General features: G+C 51.0%; 18 protein-coding genes and 1 pseudogene. 12 read left to right on the top strand and 7 right to left on the bottom strand.

Going from position 1 to position 15,910, the window contains the following annotated elements; genetic code table 11:
- Together HMPREF1028_RS03455 and era are read left to right on the top strand one after the other, a co-directional pair.
- Positions 1-320 (top strand): IS110 family transposase (locus HMPREF1028_RS03455; protein ID WP_009311393.1); only part of this gene is annotated, 320 nt, incomplete at its 5' end.
- A 91-nt stretch (positions 321-411) separates the two neighbouring features.
- A complete protein-coding gene (gene era / locus HMPREF1028_RS03450; protein ID WP_009311392.1) occupies positions 412-1,338 on the top strand; it encodes a GTPase Era in 927 nt (308 codons plus the stop codon).
- A gap of 90 nt (positions 1,339-1,428) precedes the next feature.
- Here the strand turns inward: era and HMPREF1028_RS03445 are convergent, their stop codons facing one another.
- The 3 genes from HMPREF1028_RS03445 to HMPREF1028_RS03435 are packed head-to-tail and all read right to left on the bottom strand — an operon-like array spanning position 1,429 to position 3,952.
- Positions 1,429-2,787: a PFL family protein gene (locus HMPREF1028_RS03445; RefSeq protein ID WP_009311391.1), complete on the bottom strand. Its 1,359-nt coding sequence runs from the start codon at positions 2,785-2,787 to the stop codon at positions 1,429-1,431.
- A 54-nt stretch (positions 2,788-2,841) separates the two neighbouring features.
- Positions 2,842-3,660 carry an NYN domain-containing protein gene (locus HMPREF1028_RS03440; RefSeq protein ID WP_009311390.1) on the bottom strand — a complete coding sequence of 273 codons (819 nt, stop codon included), beginning with the start codon at positions 3,658-3,660 and terminating at the stop codon, positions 2,842-2,844.
- A 19-nt stretch (positions 3,661-3,679) separates the two neighbouring features.
- Positions 3,680-3,952 carry an ACT domain-containing protein gene (locus tag HMPREF1028_RS03435; protein ID WP_003765481.1) on the bottom strand — a complete coding sequence of 91 codons (273 nt, stop codon included), beginning with the start codon at positions 3,950-3,952 and terminating at the stop codon, positions 3,680-3,682.
- A 291-nt stretch (positions 3,953-4,243) separates the two neighbouring features.
- On the opposite strand from HMPREF1028_RS03435, the gene grxD reads away from it, so the two are divergent.
- Positions 4,244-4,555 (top strand): Grx4 family monothiol glutaredoxin, encoded by a 312-nt coding sequence (gene grxD / locus HMPREF1028_RS03430; RefSeq protein ID WP_009311389.1) that lies wholly within the window; start codon positions 4,244-4,246, stop codon positions 4,553-4,555.
- 83 nt (positions 4,556-4,638) lie between these two features.
- Here the strand turns inward: grxD and recA are convergent, their stop codons facing one another.
- Positions 4,639-5,685 (bottom strand): recombinase RecA, encoded by a 1,047-nt coding sequence (gene recA, locus HMPREF1028_RS03425; RefSeq protein ID WP_003758619.1) that lies wholly within the window; start codon positions 5,683-5,685, stop codon positions 4,639-4,641.
- A 262-nt stretch (positions 5,686-5,947) separates the two neighbouring features.
- Positions 5,948-6,298 (bottom strand): RidA family protein, encoded by a 351-nt coding sequence (locus HMPREF1028_RS03420; protein WP_009311388.1) that lies wholly within the window; start codon positions 6,296-6,298, stop codon positions 5,948-5,950.
- A gap of 237 nt (positions 6,299-6,535) precedes the next feature.
- Between HMPREF1028_RS03420 and ybaK the strand changes: the two genes are divergently transcribed.
- The 4 genes from ybaK (at position 6,536) to aspA (ending at position 10,450) form a co-directional block, all read left to right on the top strand.
- Positions 6,536-7,018 carry a Cys-tRNA(Pro) deacylase gene (gene ybaK, locus HMPREF1028_RS03415; protein WP_009311387.1) on the top strand — a complete coding sequence of 161 codons (483 nt, stop codon included), beginning with the start codon at positions 6,536-6,538 and terminating at the stop codon, positions 7,016-7,018.
- Between the two features lie 174 nt (positions 7,019-7,192).
- A complete protein-coding gene (locus HMPREF1028_RS03410; protein ID WP_009311386.1) occupies positions 7,193-7,804 on the top strand; it encodes a DnaJ domain-containing protein in 612 nt (203 codons plus the stop codon).
- A 160-nt stretch (positions 7,805-7,964) separates the two neighbouring features.
- A complete protein-coding gene (locus HMPREF1028_RS03405; RefSeq protein WP_009311385.1) occupies positions 7,965-8,840 on the top strand; it encodes a DMT family transporter in 876 nt (291 codons plus the stop codon).
- A gap of 212 nt (positions 8,841-9,052) precedes the next feature.
- A complete protein-coding gene (gene aspA, locus HMPREF1028_RS03400) occupies positions 9,053-10,450 on the top strand; it encodes an aspartate ammonia-lyase (protein WP_009311384.1) in 1,398 nt (465 codons plus the stop codon).
- A 75-nt stretch (positions 10,451-10,525) separates the two neighbouring features.
- Here aspA and HMPREF1028_RS03395 read toward each other — a convergent pair whose 3' ends face one another.
- On the bottom strand, positions 10,526-11,185 hold the full coding sequence (locus HMPREF1028_RS03395) for a cytochrome b/b6 domain-containing protein (RefSeq protein WP_009311383.1): 660 nt from the start codon (positions 11,183-11,185) through the stop codon (positions 10,526-10,528).
- A gap of 132 nt (positions 11,186-11,317) precedes the next feature.
- Here HMPREF1028_RS03395 and HMPREF1028_RS03390 point away from each other — a divergent pair, with 132 nt between their 5' ends.
- The 5 genes from HMPREF1028_RS03390 to efp all read left to right on the top strand — a co-directional run bounded on the left by HMPREF1028_RS03390 (position 11,318) and on the right by efp (position 15,355).
- Positions 11,318-12,217 carry an NAD(P)H-hydrate dehydratase gene (locus HMPREF1028_RS03390; RefSeq protein ID WP_009311382.1) on the top strand — a complete coding sequence of 300 codons (900 nt, stop codon included), beginning with the start codon at positions 11,318-11,320 and terminating at the stop codon, positions 12,215-12,217.
- 145 nt (positions 12,218-12,362) lie between these two features.
- On the top strand, positions 12,363-13,115 hold the full coding sequence (locus tag HMPREF1028_RS03385; protein ID WP_009311381.1) for an alpha/beta hydrolase: 753 nt from the start codon (positions 12,363-12,365) through the stop codon (positions 13,113-13,115).
- A 160-nt stretch (positions 13,116-13,275) separates the two neighbouring features.
- Positions 13,276-13,554 carry a hypothetical protein gene (locus HMPREF1028_RS03380; RefSeq protein WP_003758590.1) on the top strand — a complete coding sequence of 93 codons (279 nt, stop codon included), beginning with the start codon at positions 13,276-13,278 and terminating at the stop codon, positions 13,552-13,554.
- A gap of 48 nt (positions 13,555-13,602) precedes the next feature.
- Positions 13,603-14,754, top strand: a complete 1,152-nt coding sequence (gene earP / locus HMPREF1028_RS03375; RefSeq protein ID WP_009311379.1) for an elongation factor P maturation arginine rhamnosyltransferase EarP — start codon at positions 13,603-13,605, stop codon at positions 14,752-14,754.
- A gap of 40 nt (positions 14,755-14,794) precedes the next feature.
- Complete coding sequence (gene efp, locus HMPREF1028_RS03370) at positions 14,795-15,355, top strand: elongation factor P (RefSeq protein WP_002219406.1); 561 nt, start codon at positions 14,795-14,797, stop codon at positions 15,353-15,355.
- 99 nt (positions 15,356-15,454) lie between these two features.
- On the opposite strand, the pseudogene HMPREF1028_RS03365 reads toward efp, so the two are convergent.
- Positions 15,455-15,910 (bottom strand): annotated as a pseudogene (locus HMPREF1028_RS03365) (IS630 family transposase); the annotation flags it as partial.

The raw sequence follows: 15,910 nt of genomic DNA, 5'->3' as shown, positions 1-15,910 counted from the left end.
TGGGACGGCTGTCGCACAAACGGCTGGCGAGTTTGGTCGGTATTGCGCCACACCCGAGGGAGAGCGGGGAAACCAAATTCAAAAGCCGCTGCTTCGGCGGAAGGTCTGCGGTGCGTAAGGCACTGTATATGGCTACCGTGGTAGCGACACGTTTTGAACCGCTTATTCGGGATTTCTACCAACGCCTGCTGTCCAAGGGTAAGCCGTATAAGGTTGCCGTTACGGCATGTATGCGCAAACTGCTGACGATATTGAATGCCCGGATGCGTGATTACTTTGCCGAAAACGGTACCACCGAAAACGGTATCCGAACGGCTTGATTTGAGTTTTGGTATTTTTGCCCGACGGGGTGAAAAATACAGTTGCTATGGATACAAAAAAGTCGTCTGAAACGTCAAATAGAAAGCCATCATGGACATCGAAACCTACCTGCAAAACGAATCCAGCCATCCCGCCGACTACCGCTGCGGCTTCGTCGCCATCGTCGGCCGCCCCAACGTCGGTAAATCCACGCTGATGAACCACCTTATCGGGCAAAAAATCAGCATCACCAGCAAAAAAGCCCAAACCACGCGCAACCGCGTTACCGGCATTTACACCGACGACACCGCCCAATTCGTTTTCGTCGATACGCCCGGCTTCCAAACCAAACACCGCAACGCCCTGAACGACCGCCTCAATCAAAACGTAACCGAAGCGTTGAGCGGCGTCGACGCCGTCGTTTTCGTCGTCGAAGCCATGCGCTTTACCGATGCCGACCGTATCGTAATGAAACAACTGCCGACAAACACGCCCGTCATCCTCGTTATCAACAAAATCGACAAAAACAAAGCGGGCAGCAGCGGTTTGCAGGAATTTATCGACCAAATCAGCGCAGAATTCAAATTTGCAGGGCATGAAACCGTCAGCGCCAAACACGGATTGGGCATCGCCAACCTGCTCGCGCGCCTCAGACCTTACCTGCCCCAAAGCGTGCCGATGTATCCGGAAGAAATGGTGACCGACCGTTCCAGCCGTTTCCTCGCCACCGAAATCGTGCGCGAAAAACTGTTCCGTTACCTCGGCGAAGAGCTGCCCTACGCCATGAATGTGGAAATCGAACAATTCGAAGAAGAGGAAAACGGCCTCTACCGAATCTACATCGCCGTATTGGTCGATAAAGACAGCCAAAAAGCCATATTAATCGGCAAAGGCGGGGAAAAACTGAAAAAAATCTCCACCGAAGCCCGCCTCGATATGGAAAAACTGTTTGATACCAAAGTGTTTTTAAAGGTTTGGGTCAAGGTCAAATCAGGCTGGGCGGACGACGTGCGCTTCCTCAGGGAATTGGGTTTATAGGTCGTCTGAAAATACAGTCTCAAATAAACAAAAGGTCGTCTGAAAACAAGCATTGCAAGTTTTCAGACGACCTTTTTTATGGTTAAGCAATCAGTTCTTCATCGACTGCACCGGCGCGGGAATCCTGCCTCCTCGGTTGACAAACACTTCGCACGAACCTTCTTTGACCGGCATCACGGGCGCGTAACCCAGCAGGCCGCCAAACTCGACGCTGTCGCCGACGGTTTTGCCCGTTACCGGAATAATGCGCACGGCGGTGGTTTTGCTGTTGATCATGCCGATGGCGGCTTCGTCGGCGATGATGCCGGAAATGGTATGAGCAGGCGTATCACCGGGTACGGCAATCATGTCCAACCCGACCGAGCAGACAGCGGTCATTGCTTCGAGTTTGTCCAGCGTCAGCACGCCTGCTTCAGCAGCGGCAATCATGCCTTCGTCTTCGGAAACGGGGATAAACGCGCCGCTCAAACCGCCAACCGCACTGGAAGCCATCATGCCGCCTTTTTTCACGGCATCGTTCAGCAATGCCAAGGCAGCCGTCGTGCCGTGCGTACCGCAGACGCTTAAACCCATTTCTTCAAGGATGCGCGCCACCGAGTCGCCGACGGCGGGGGTCGGTGCCAGCGATAAATCGAGAATGCCGAACGGGATGCCCAGTATTTTCGAGGCTTCGCGGCCGATGAGTTCGCCCACGCGGGTGATTTTGAAGGCGGTTTTCTTCACGACTTCGGCAACTTCGGTCAGGCTGACCGCGTCTGAATTTTCCAACGCGGCTTTGACCACGCCCGGTCCCGATACGCCGACGTTGATGACGGCGTCCGCTTCGCCCGCACCGTGAAACGCACCCGCCATAAACGGATTGTCTTCCACCGCGTTGCAGAACACGACGATTTTGGCGCAGCCGAAACCTTCGGGCGTGATTTCAGCCGTGCGCTTGATGGTTTCGCCCGCCAATCTGACCGCATCCATATTGATGCCCGCGCGCGTGCTGCCGATATTGATGGAGCTGCACACAATGTCAGTGGTCTTCATCGCTTCGGGAATGGAGCGGATTAACACCTCGTCTGAAGGCGACATGCCTTTTTGCACAAGAGCGGAAAAGCCACCGATAAAAGACACGCCGATGGCTTTGGCTGCTTTGTCCAAAGTCTGTGCCACGCTGACGTAAGACTCGGCTTTGGTCGCCGCCGCGATTTGGGCAATTGGCGTGACGGAAATACGCTGATTCACAATCGGCACGCCGTATTTGGCAGACAGGTGTTTCGCCGTAGCGACCAAATCTTTGCCGACAGTGGTGATTTTGTTGTAAATGTTTTGGTTCAACACATCGATGTCGGTGCTGATACAGTCGTGCAAATCAATGCCTATGGTAATGGTGCGGACGTCGAAATGCTGGTCGGCAACCATTTTGACGGTTTCAAGTATCTCATTACTGTGGAAATTGTTCATGGGACTCGGCCTTTCTTGCAGGTCGTCTGAAAAATATTTTTAGACGACCTTCGATTAGACTTTAAGCTTGACATACATATGCTCTTGCGTGCCTTCAGCAGTTTTTCGCATCTCGTAATCAAACACATCAGAATATTTTTTTACTAAATCGGTAAATTTCTTACAACCGTAATTACGTGGGTCAAAATCTACCTGCAAGCGTTTCCAAGTGGCACCGAATGCAGTCATAGCCATCCATTCACTATCCGCATGTTCGAAAATTTTATGTATAGTTTCCAACGGTAGTTTGTGCTCAAATTGTTCGGCAATTTTCGGTTGAGCTTGAGCATTTTCGGGCGAGACTGTTTGAATCTGTTTCTCTGCTGGTTTCTGTGGTTTATCGGTTACTGTTTCTTTTTGTGCGGGTTCAGGCATCAAGTTTTCTACATAGATAAATTGGCTGCACGCATTACGGAAAGCTTCAGGCGTTTGCTTTTTGCCGAAACCGTAAACTGTTACACCTTGTTCCTTCAACCGGATAGCCAGTGCAGTAAAGTCACTATCACTAGATACCAAACAAAAACCATCAAAACGGCCGGTATAGAGTAAATCCATCGCATCAATAATCATAAAACCGTCAGTGGCATTTTTACCTGTGGTGTAGGCGAATTGCTGCATAGGTTTGATAGCATGCTCATTAATGACAGCTTTCCATTTACCGTTGTCACCAACAAAGTTGCCATAGATGCGTTTTACCATTGCTTCACCGAATTTAGTTGTTTCTTCTAAAATCGCATCAATGGTTTGCGCTGACGCATTATCAGCATCAATTAAAACAGCCAGCCGTGCAGATTTCTCTTCAGCTACATTAAAACTAATTTTATTTTTTGACATAATTTTAGAGTTCCTAAAATCAAATGCGGTGCATGGCTTGGAAGATTTCTTCATTTTGCATACGGATATCGAGCGCGAGTTTTTTGCTCTCTTCCGCAAACAAATCCAGCATTTCCTGCCGCGATTTGGGGCATTTCGAGGTATCCACCAAGATAATCATGGTGAAGAAATCGTCCATCAGCTGCTGGCTGATATTGAGGATGTTGATTTGGTTTTCCGCCAAAATTCTGGAAACGTCGTACACGATGCCGACGCGGTCTTTGCCGATGACAGTGATGACTGAATTATTCATAAGTCAGGGTCCTTGTAGGGGTCGTCTGAAAAATTGATTCGGGAAATTATAACATTGCTTTAGAATAAGATGGTTTGGATTGTTGACAATTTTTAGGCTGTATCGGTTTGGTCGGCTGCTTATTGAATAGGATGGGCAGAGGATAATCGGCTGGTTTGTAATCTCAAGATTTTTGATAAACCGATATTAATTTGTTCAAATGCGTATGCAAACAGACGCACCTAAATGCAGCAATTTGCGTATAATGGCGCAAATTCCGATTAACCGATTCATGTAAATAAGGATTACACCATGACCTCTATCCACGACCAAATTAAAGAAGTTGTTACCACCCACCGCGTTGTTTTGTTTATGAAGGGTACGAAGCAGTTTCCGCAATGCGGCTTTTCTTCACGCGCCGTGCAAATCCTCAACGCTGCGGGCTGCACTGATTACGTTACCGTGAATGTTTTGGAAAACGATGCCGTCCGCCAAGGTATCAAAGAATACAGCGATTGGCCGACCATCCCGCAACTCTACGTAAACGGAGAGTTTGTCGGCGGTTCCGATATTTTGATGGAAATGTACGAAGCAGGTGAGCTGCAAGAATTGCTGAAAGCTTGATTTGCCTGATACGGAATCATGAAGAGGTCGTCTGAAATATTTCAGACGACCTCTTTTCATTTTAACCAAGACTCAAGAGGGGTTTATTCCTCGGGACGTTCGCCGTCGGTGTCGTCCAGTTTGCCTTCGGTGATATCGATGTTGATGCCCACGGCGGCACGGATTTTGGCATCGATTTCGTTGGCGATTTCGGGATTTTCTTTCAGCCAGACGCGGACGTTGTCTTTGCCTTGTCCGATTTTGGCGCCGTTGTAGCTGTACCATGCGCCTGATTTTTCAACGATGTCGTATTTGACGCCGAGGTCGATCAGTTCGCCTTCCCAGCTTACGCCTTCGCCGTACAGGATATCGAATTCGGCTTGGCGGAATGGAGGGGCGACTTTGTTTTTGATGACTTTGACTTTGGTTTCGTTGCCGATGACGTCGTCGCCTTTTTTGATTTGTCCGGTGCGGCGGATGTCGAGGCGGACGGAGGCGTAGAATTTGAGGGCGTTACCGCCGGTGGTGGTTTCGGGACTGCCGAACATCACGCCGATTTTCATACGGATTTGGTTGATGAAGACGACCAGTGTGTTGGTGCGTTTGATGTGGCCGGTCAGTTTGCGCAGGGCTTGGCTCATCAGGCGGGCTTGCAGGCCGACGTGGCTGTCGCCCATTTCGCCTTCGATTTCGGCTTTGGGTACGAGGGCGGCTACGGAGTCGACAACGACCATGTCCACGCCGCCGGAACGTACCAGCGTGTCGCAGATTTCCAGAGCCTGCTCGCCGGTATCAGGTTGGGATAGGTAGAGTTCTTCTACTTTAACGCCGAGTTTGCGGGCGTAAACGGGGTCGAAGGCGTGTTCGGCGTCGATAAAGGCGCAGATGCCGCCGTTTTTCTGGCATTGGGCGATGGCTTCGAGGCAGAGCGTGGTTTTACCGGAGGATTCGGGGCCGAAGATTTCGACGACGCGGCCGCGCGGCAGACCGCCGACGCCGAGCGCCAAGTCCACACCGAGCGAGCCGGTGGAGATGACGTCAAGGTTTTCTTCTTGCTGGCTGCCGTCCATTTTCATGATGGAACCTTTGCCGAAGTTTTTTTCAATTTGGGCAAGGGCGGCGGCTAGGGCTTTGCTTTTTTCGTCTGACATAGTGTTGGTCTCGTTTGATGTTGATGAATTTAGCTAAGAATTTGTTTAGCTATTATCTCATAAATTAAGAAAAAGTATAGTTTATTTCGATTTTATTTTGAAGCGTAGGCGGGCTTACTCGGAAGATTTTAAATAACTATTTGTTTTTAATAAAATTAAATATTTTCTAGTTTTTGATAGTATCAGTGTTGCAGATTTTATTTGTTGCAGAGGTCGTCTGAAAATCAGCGACTGTTTTCAGACGACCCCTTGCCCAATCCAATCACTTGCACACGGCGGATACTTTGATTTCGACCGCCCATTCCGGTTTGGCGAGTTTGGCTTCGATGCAGGCGCGGGCCGGGGCGCGGCCGGGGGCTGTCCAGGCATCCCAGGCTTCGTTCATGGCGGCGTAGTCGTTCATATCGGTCAGGAAGATGGTGGCTTCGAGGATGTGTGCTTTGTCGGAGCCGCATTCTTCAAGCCAGCGGTCGATTTGCGCCAAAACGTTTTCGGTCTGGGCTTTGGCATCGGCTTCGGGATTTTCGGGAACCATGCCTGAGAGGAAGACGAATCCTCCGGCGCAGACGGCTTCGGAGTAGCGTTCGGTGGTACCGAGGTATCGGATATTCATTTGATATTCCTTGAGGTTGGGCGCACGGGGCATTCTGTCCTGTTGTTGGATTTCGGTTTGCCTGATGGGGTCAGAACGAGACGGCGGATATTGGGCAGGGGCTTATGGTAACATTCAGCTTGATTGTCTGCCACAGCAGGCGGGCGGTTTTGTTGTTTTTGAAAAGATGCGGAAACTATTTTTACGCGTCATTGTCATATTGGTTTTAGGTCGTCTGAATATTATTGGAACTGCATCATGAGCAAAAATACCGATTATCCGGTTACTCCTGCCGTCCGTTTCTTGCGTACACATCAAATTGATTTTGAGCCTTATATTTATGTTTATGAGGAACACGGCGGGACAGGGCAGTTTGCCGAGTTGTTCGGTGTGGACGAGCATCAGGTGGTCAAAACCATCGTGCTGCAAAACGAAGCGAAGAAAGGGCTGGTCGTCGTGATGCACGGCGACAAGCAGATTTCCACCCGCAATCTGGCTCGCGATTTGGGCATGAAACACATCGAGCCTGCCGATCCGAAACAGGCAAACAAATGGACGGGCTATCTGGTGGGCGGGACGACGCCTTTCGGTATGAAAACCCGGTTGCCTGTGTATGTTGAAAAAAGTATTTGGGATTTGGAGAAAGTTTATATCAACGGCGGCAAACGCGGATTCATCATCGGTGTCAGTCCGCAGGCTTTGCGGGCTTTGAATCCGCAGGATGTACAGGTCGCCGTCTAAAGGGATGCAAAACGGTTTTAAGTCGGGAAACGCAGATTCGGGCAAATTTGAAGGTTTTATAAAAAGAACACAATGCCTGATTTTATATCTGTTTTCATTCTGTCAAACAGCCTGTTGCCGTGATTTCACGGTATCGGGCTTTGGCAAACACAAACCAAAGAGGCACACCCTAATATGGAAAACCGTAATTTTTATGAAATTCTCGGCATTTCGGCGGATGCGGACATTGCAGAAATCAGAAAAGCCTATCGTGATTCGGCAATGAAATACCATCCTGATCGTAATCCCGGCAATCCCGAAGCGGAAGAGCGTTTTAAGGAAATCCGTCAGGCTTACGATACGCTGGTCGATCCCGAACGTCGGGCATGGTACGACGAGTCGCTCCGTGAATTCAGCGGTAGAAGCGGGCAGACCGCCAGCCAGCAGACCGGTAGCGAGCATACGGCGGAAGCGCCGCGCCAAGACGGCGACCGGACTTACGTGATGGCGATGTATGCCTTGTTTGCCTTGGCATTTGCGACCTTGGTAATGCCTGTTGCCGGCATCGTTTTGGCGTATGTAAAACGTGGCGATATGGGCGACTCGGTTTATAATAACCATGCAGACTATCTGATTAAAACCTTCTGGGGCGGTCTGGCGGGGTTTGTTTTGAGTAAAATCACCGCGTTTATCGGCATCGGCTCTGTGTTGCTGTTTTTGGTATCGGTTTGGTTTGCTTACCGTCTGGCGGCAGGTTTCGTCAGACTGATGGACAACAAGCGTATGTCTTTGGATACTTGGTTCTAAGCGCAACCGCCCGCCTTGTTTTCAGACGACCTTCGCATCCCGGGGTCGTCTGAAATTTTTGTATGGGTCGTTTGCGGGAAACTAAATATCAAAACAGGACACCAAGAAGGTCGTCTGAAAATTTGTCCACGCATCCGACACATTCAATCAAAGGAAAAACATGATTTATTTATTGGCAAGCATACTGTGCAGCGTGTCTGTGTCGGTATTGCTCAAATTGGCGCGTAAGAACAAAATCGACGTCGCGCAGGCGGTGGCGGTGAACTACATCGTCGCAGTGGCGTTGACGGCTTGGGTGTTGAAACCCGATTTGAGCAACCTGAAAGCCTTTTTGCCGACTTGGTGGCTGTTTGGCGCGTTGGGCGTGCTGCTGCCTTCGGTGTTTGTGATTATGGGCAAGGCGGTCGATGCGGCGGGTATCGTCAAGTCCGATGCGGCGCAGCGTTTGTCTTTGATATTGCCGATTATTTCCGCGTTCGTCATTTTTGGCGAAGCCTTGACCGAAGGCAGGTTGATAGGCATCGTTTTGGCGTTTGTGGCTCTGTTCTGCCTGTTGTGGAAAGCCGACGGCGGCAAGAAATCGGGCGGATTGGGTACGCAAATCACGCTGCTTGCGGGCGTTTGGGCGGGCTACGGCATCATCGACATCCTCTTCAAACAGCTTGCCAAAAGTGGTACGGCGTTTTCAGGCAACCTCTTGGTCGCCTTCAGCCTCGCCGGTATTTTGATGTTCGGCTACCTTTTCTCCCAATCGACCAAATGGACGAAAGAAGGCATTATCGGCGGCATCGTCTTGGGTGGTTTGAATTTCGCCAACATCGTTACCTACATCACCGCCCACCAAATGATGAAAGACAACCCGACGCTGGTCTTCGCAGGCATGAACATCGGCGTCATCGTCTTGGGTACGCTGGTCGGCGCGATGGCGTTTAAAGAGAAAATCAGCAGCATCAACGCTGCAGGCATCAGCGTCGCCGTCTGCGCCATCGCCTGTTTATTTTACTGGCCGCAGATACGGGGGCTGGTCGGGATGTAAGCATGTAAAAGGTCGTCTGAAAAAGGTTTCAGACGACCTTTTGTCTTGAAAGAGGGAATGATTTTCCTATTTTGATGACAACGACGCGAGATGAACAAGTCAGGTATGTTTCAGGGATGCGGTTACAGCTAGACAACCCGCGCAAAACGGTCTAATGTTCCGCCTGCATATGCACATTACTTGATAAACCAACGAATGAGAAGGTAAGAGAAATGACTGTCCGTATCGAACACGATTTGCTGGGCGACCGCGAAATCCCCGCCGAGGCGTATTGGGGCATCCATACTTTGCGCGCGGTGGAAAACTTTAAAATTTCCAATCAAAAAATTTCCGATGTGCCGCAGTTCGTCCGCAGCATGGTGATGGTGAAAAAAGCGACCGCGCAGGCAAACGGCGAATTGGGCGCAGTGAAGCCAGAAATTGCTGCCGCCATTGAGAAGGCTTGCGATGAAGTATTGCTTAAAGGCCGCTGCCTCGACCAATTCCCGTCCGACGTGTATCAAGGTGGCGCGGGGACTTCGGTCAACATGAATACTAATGAAGTCATCGCCAACCTTGCTTTGGAAATATTGGGCTATGAAAAAGGCCGCTACGACATCGTCAATCCGATGGATCATGTGAACGCCAGCCAGTCCACCAACGACGCGTATCCGACCGGCTTCCGGCTGGCGGTGTATTACAGCGTCGGCGGGCTGCTGGAAAAACTGGCGTTGCTGAAAGACGCGTTTGCCGCCAAAGCCGATGAATTTAAAGATGTTTTGAAAATGGGGCGCACCCAGCTTCAAGATGCCGTGCCGATGACGGCGGGGCAGGAGTTTCAATCTTTCCAAGTGTTGCTGGAAGAAGAAATTTTGAATCTGGACCGTACGCGCGCCTTGCTTTTGGAAGTCAACTTGGGCGCAACCGCCATCGGTACGGGTGTGAACACGCCCAAAGGCTACGCGGCTTTGGCGGTGAAAAAATTGTCCGAAGTCAGCGGCTTGGATTGCAAACTGACCGAAAACCTGATTGAAGCGACTTCCGACTGCGGCGCGTATGTGATGGTACACGGCGCATTGAAACGCACGGCGGTGAAATTATCGAAAATCTGTAACGACTTGCGCCTCTTGTCGTCCGGCCCGCGAGCCGGTTTGAAAGAAATCAACCTGCCGGAAATGCAGGCAGGCTCGTCGATTATGCCCGCCAAAGTCAACCCCGTGATTCCCGAAGTGGTCAACCAAGTCTGCTTCAAAGTCATCGGCAACGATACCACCATCACCTTCGCTGCCGAAGCGGGGCAGTTGCAATTAAACGTAATGGAGCCGGTCATCGCGCAATGTATGTTTGAAACCATCTCCCTCTTGGGCAACGCTGCGGTAAACCTCGCCGAAAAATGCGTCAAAGGCATTACCGTCAACCGCGAAATCTGCGAACGCTATGTGTTCAACTCCATCGGCTTGGTCACTTACCTGAACCCGTATATCGGCCACGGCAACGGCGATTTGGTCGGCAAAATCTGCGCCCAAACCGGCAAAGGCGTGCGCGAAGTCGTGCTCGAACGCGGCCTGTTGAGCGAAGCGGAACTCGACCGCATCCTGTCGCCCGAAAACCTGATGAACCCGCATTTGTAAGATAGGGCATAAAGAAAAGGTCGTCTGAAAACGGAATTGCCGTTTCAGACGACCTTTTTCTATTTGTTCAAATTGTTATTTCAACATCAAAATCGCAGCCACCGCCACAGCCGCCACTGCCAATGCGGCAATCAGTTTGGCGGCGGAAGCAAATTTCAAGGTAACGGTTTGCCCCTCGATATACTTGTAGCCGCTGATCATCGGGCGGATCAAATCTTTTTTCTTCAAAAACTTATACGCCAAGACCGTAACGATGTGTAGTCCCGCCAATGCCGCCAGCAGGTTGAAGAAATTGACGTGGATTTTGCGCATCAGGCTGCCCGTGTCCGAGCTGACCAAATGGTTCAGATAGCCGCTGTCGGTAAACGTGTTTTCATCGGCGGCAAACAAGCCCGTCGTCGCTTGCAGCAAAACCGCCGCAATCAGCGCGATGACCATCAGCGCGCCCAAAGGGTTGTGTCCGGGCTGCTCATTTTCCGTCAGGCTGCCTTGCAGGTAGCGGCGGATGGATGACGGGCCGCGCACGAATTGCGAAAACCGAGCCGTATCGCTGCCCCACAAACCCCAACACAGGCGGAAGACAATCAGCCCCGCCACCAGTAGCCCGCAGCGCAAGTGCCAAACCAGCATCCCGCCGCCAGCCTGCGCGCTGTACCACATAAATCCGACCGACAAGACCAAGAGCCAGTGAAACAGGCGCGTTGGCAAATCCCAGACTTTGACTTTTTGTTTCATTAAATATTCCTTGTTGTGCGGTTGTAGTGTTCCTATACGGGGCGGTAGAATCGTGAAAACAACAGTCGATAGATAAAAGACATCCTCTTTTCGCCACGCATCCGCTATTTTATCCCAAACTCAGGCAGATTGATGATGAACCCGTCCTATAAGCTCCCCGATACGCCCGATTTTTTTCAGACGACCTCGCAATTTCCCGACGTATTCGCCCCACGCCAAGCGGAATCGCACAAAGGGACATACGGCACGCTCGCCGTCGTCGGCGGCGCATCGGGCATGAGCGGAGCCGTTGTCCTCGCTTCCACCGCCGCGATTTATCAAGGCAGCGGCAAAGTGTGGGCGGGCTTCAATCAAACCGCCTTGCCCTTTGCCGTCATCCCCGAACGCCCCGAAATCATGCTGGCGACTGCCGAAGACCTGCTGAAACGCAAGGACATCATCGCATGGGCGGTCGGCTGCGGCATGGGTTTGGGCGAAACCGCCAACCGAATCTTAAATACCGTGTTGACGCACAATCAAGATGCACCGTTGTTGCTTGATGCCGACGCACTGACTTTGCTAGCAAGGTCTAACCCCGAAACCCGCGAAGCAGCACAAAAGCGCGGCAATCTGATTCTGACCCCGCATCCCGCCGAAGCCGCCCGCCTGCTCGGTACATCCACCCAAGCCGTCCAGCAAGACAGAATGTCCGCCGTCCAAACCATCAGCGCAACATTCCAAGCCGTAACCGTCCTAAAAGGACACCGCACACTGGTCGCCGCGCCCGACGGCACGGTCTATACCAACCCAAGCGGCAACGCCGGACTTGCCACCGCAGGCAGCGGCGACGTTTTAAGCGGCATCATTGGCAGCCTGCTCGCGCAAGGCATCCTGCCGTTCCAAGCCGCTTGCGCTGGCGTATGGCTGCACGGCGCAGCGGCGGATGTCATCAAACACTCGACAGGCGTAGAAACCGGTATGCTCGCAGGCGAAATCGCCCCTGCCGCCCGATGGTTGAGGAATCGGCTGATGACGGATAAAACAAAAAATTGAGAAGAAGGAGGTCGTCTGAAAACGGAGATACAGTCCCCAAGCCGTTTTCAGACGACCCTTTGCGATGTTCAATATCTGTGTAGGAATCCAAAAGCTCTTTGATGTTTTCTATGCAGATACTTTGGATAAATTGAAAAGGTAAACCATGCAGTCCAAATTTTTTAACCATCAAGGTGCAAGCCTGCACTACCAAATCGGCGGTAAGGAAGCCGCCTCCGTCATGGTCTTGCTTCACGGCGGTTTCGGCTCGATTGCCGACTTTGAACCGTTGCTGCCGCGCCTGTTGCAACACTACCGCGTGATTGCCGTCGATACGCGCGGACACGGACGCTCCACGCTTGGCACTACCGCATTGACCTATGCTCAAGCAGCCGATGATGTGCGCCAAATCCTGCGCAACGAAAGCGTGGAAAATTACAGTCTGTTCGGTTTCAGCGACGGAGGAATAACTGCTTACCGTCTTGGTGCGGAAGATGAAAATGTTGAGAAAATCATCACGGTAGGTGCAGAGTGGCATCAAAAACACTTGAATCGCGTACGGTCGATGTTTGAAGCGCTGAACCTTAATATTGTAAAAGAAAAACTGTCGGAACAGCTTGCCGCTTATCAGGCAGCCAATCCCGAACCCGATGCCGAAAAATGGATTGCGGCATTGAAAGCCATGTGGCTGGATGAAAGCGCAAGCGGTTATCCCAACGAAAGCGTCCGTGAAATCACAGCTAATGTCTTGGCAATACGCGGAGAAGCCGATTTTCTGCTTGCCTTCGATGATTGGGCAGAACTGAAAACCGAATTGCCCGATGTGCATCTGATGAATGTGCCGTTTGCAGCCCATGAAGCGATTAAAGAGCAGCCCGAAATCATTTGGGCGGCAGTACAGGCGTTTCAGGCATTGTAAAAGTCCGTATTGGATAAAGAGGTCGTCTGAAAACGGCTTTGGCAGGTTCGCCGAAATTGGTTTTCAGACGACCTCCCCATCCGTTTGAAATCCTCCTTCGTCCCGATTAAACTGCCGACTTGCTCTTTTACCATCATCCTTATTTTGTCCATCACACACCATGTCCAAACCGCTTATCATCCGCTGGCTTGCCGTCTGCCTGATACCCTTGGCGACGCTTGCCGTTTTCGCCGTCAATCCGCCCGAAGACGCGGCGCAGCACTTAATCAACGGCATCATCCTTGCTTGCGAAGCGACGTTTCTGTTCAAATTCGTCCTTTTCGACACCATCAAGCATCATCTTAAGCAAGAGTTTGATTTGAAACGTCAAACCATGCTGCTGTTTATTCCAATCGTTTTGCTGATTGTGTATTTGTTCCACTATTTCGGCGCGTTTTAGTTTTGAAAAGGTCGTCTGAAACCGATTTCAGACGACCTCGAGTCTTTTATGAATACACACGCTTTTCCTGTTTGTTGGATTTTTTGCAACGTCATCGACAATTTCGGTGACATCGGCGTTTCCTTGCGGCTTGCCCGTGTTTTGCACCGTGAACTCGGTTGGCAGGTGCATTTGTGGACGGACGATGTGTCCGCCTTGCGTGCGCTTTGTCCCGATTTGCCCGACGTTCCCTGCGTTCATCAGGATATTCATGTCCGCACTTGGCATTCTGAAGCGGCAGACATTGATACTGCGCCCGTTCCCGATGTCGTCATCGAAACTTTCGCCTGCGACCTGCCCGAAAACGTGTTGCACATTATCCGCCAACACAAGCCGCTTTGGCTGAATTGGGAATATTTGAGCGCGGAAGAAAGCAATGAAAGGCTGCACCTGATGCCTTCACCGCAGGAGGGTGTTCAAAAATATTTTTGGTTTATGGGCTTCAGCGAAAAAAGCGGCGGGTTGGTACGCGAACGCGATTACCGCGATGCCGTCCGTTTCGATACCAAAGCCTTGCGAGAGCGGTTGATGTTGCCCGAAAAAAACTCCCCCGAATGGCTGATTTTCGGCTATTGGAGCGATGTTTGGGCAAAATGGCTGGACATGTGGCAACAGGCAGGCAGCCCGCTGACCTTGCTGCTGGCGGGTACGCAAATCATCGACAGCCTCAAACAAAGCGGCGTCATTCCGCAAAACGCCCTGCAAAACGACGGCGATGTTTTTCAGACGACCTCAGTCCGCCTTGTCAAAATCCCTTTCGTGCCGCAACAGGATTTCGACAAACTGCTGCACCTCGCCGACTGCGCCGTGATACGTGGCGAAGACAGTTTCGTCCGTGCCCAGCTTGCCGGCAAACCCTTCTTTTGGCACATCTACCCGCAAGACGAGCATGTCCATCTCGACAAACTCCACGCCTTTTGGGATAAGTCACACGGCTTCTACACGCCCGAAACCGCCTCGGCACACCGCCGCCTTTCAGACGACCTCAACGGAGGAGAGGCTTTATCCGCAACACAACGCCTCGAATGTTGGCAAATCCTGCAACAACACCAAAACGACTGGCGGCAAGGCGCGGAGGACTGGAGCCGTCATCTTTTTAAGCAACCTTCCGCCCCCGAAAAACTCGCCGCCTTTATTTCAAAGCTTAAAAAAATACGCTAAAATAGCGCGTTTATTTACAACCGATTTGATTGGACAATACATGAAAACAGCACAAGAACTGCGCGCCGGCAACGTATTCATGGTCGGCAACGATCCTATGGTCGTTCAAAAAACCGAATACATCAAAGGCGGCCGCTCTTCCGCCAAAGTCAGCATGAAACTGAAAAACCTGCTGACCGGTGCCGCTTCCGAAACCATTTACAAAGCCGACGACAAATTCGACGTCGTCATCCTGTCCCGCAAAAACTGTACTTACAGCTACTTTGCCGACCCTATGTACGTCTTCATGGACGAAGAATTCAACCAATACGAAATCGAAGCCGACAACATCGGCGACGCGTTGAAATTCATCGTTGACGGCATGGAAGACCAATGCGAAGTGACCTTCTACGAAGGCAACCCCATTTCTGTCGAACTGCCTACCATCATCGTACGCGAAGTTGAATACACTGAGCCTGCCGTTAAAGGCGATACTTCCGGCAAAGTGATGAAAACCGCGCGTCTGGTCGGCGGCACTGAAATCCAAGTGATGTCTTACATCGAAAACGGCGACAAAGTCGAAATCGATACCCGTACCGGCGAATTCCGCAAACGCGCTTAAGCATCAGCGGCAGTTAAAAATAAAAGGTCGTCTGAAAACTTTTCAGACGACCTTTTGCCATCTCTGCGTGTTAAGTCAAGGCGCGAATCTTAAATATAGTCAATTAAAATCAAAATAGGACAGTAATGCATCGTCAAATCGGGCGTAATCAGACAATACGGTTCGCAGATACCGCTTAATATTCGCCCACACCTTCTCAATCGGGTTGAGCTCAGGTGAATAAGGTGCAAGAGGCAATACCTTATGTCCCCATTTTTCCGCCATTTCCCGTAAGACACCCATACGGTGAAATCGTGCATTATCTAAAATAATCACCGATTTTTGAGTCAATGCGGGCAGTAGGCATTGCTGAAACCACGCTTCAAAAAAGACTCCGGTCATCGTATTTTGATAAACCATCGGAGCAATCAGCCGGTTGCCGACTTGTGCGGACACCAGAGATAAGCGTCGGTATCTTTTTCCACTTATCTGCGCTTTCACTATTTGCCCTTTCAGGCTGCGGGCATAGGGACGGAACAGGTAGCGATCAAATCCTGTTTCATCCAAATAAACACG

The organism is Neisseria sp. GT4A_CT1 (assembly GCF_000227275.1).
Taxonomy (GTDB): domain Bacteria; phylum Pseudomonadota; class Gammaproteobacteria; order Burkholderiales; family Neisseriaceae; genus Neisseria.
Note: the sequence above shows the minus strand (reverse complement) of the source record. Positions and strands in the feature narration are given on the sequence as shown.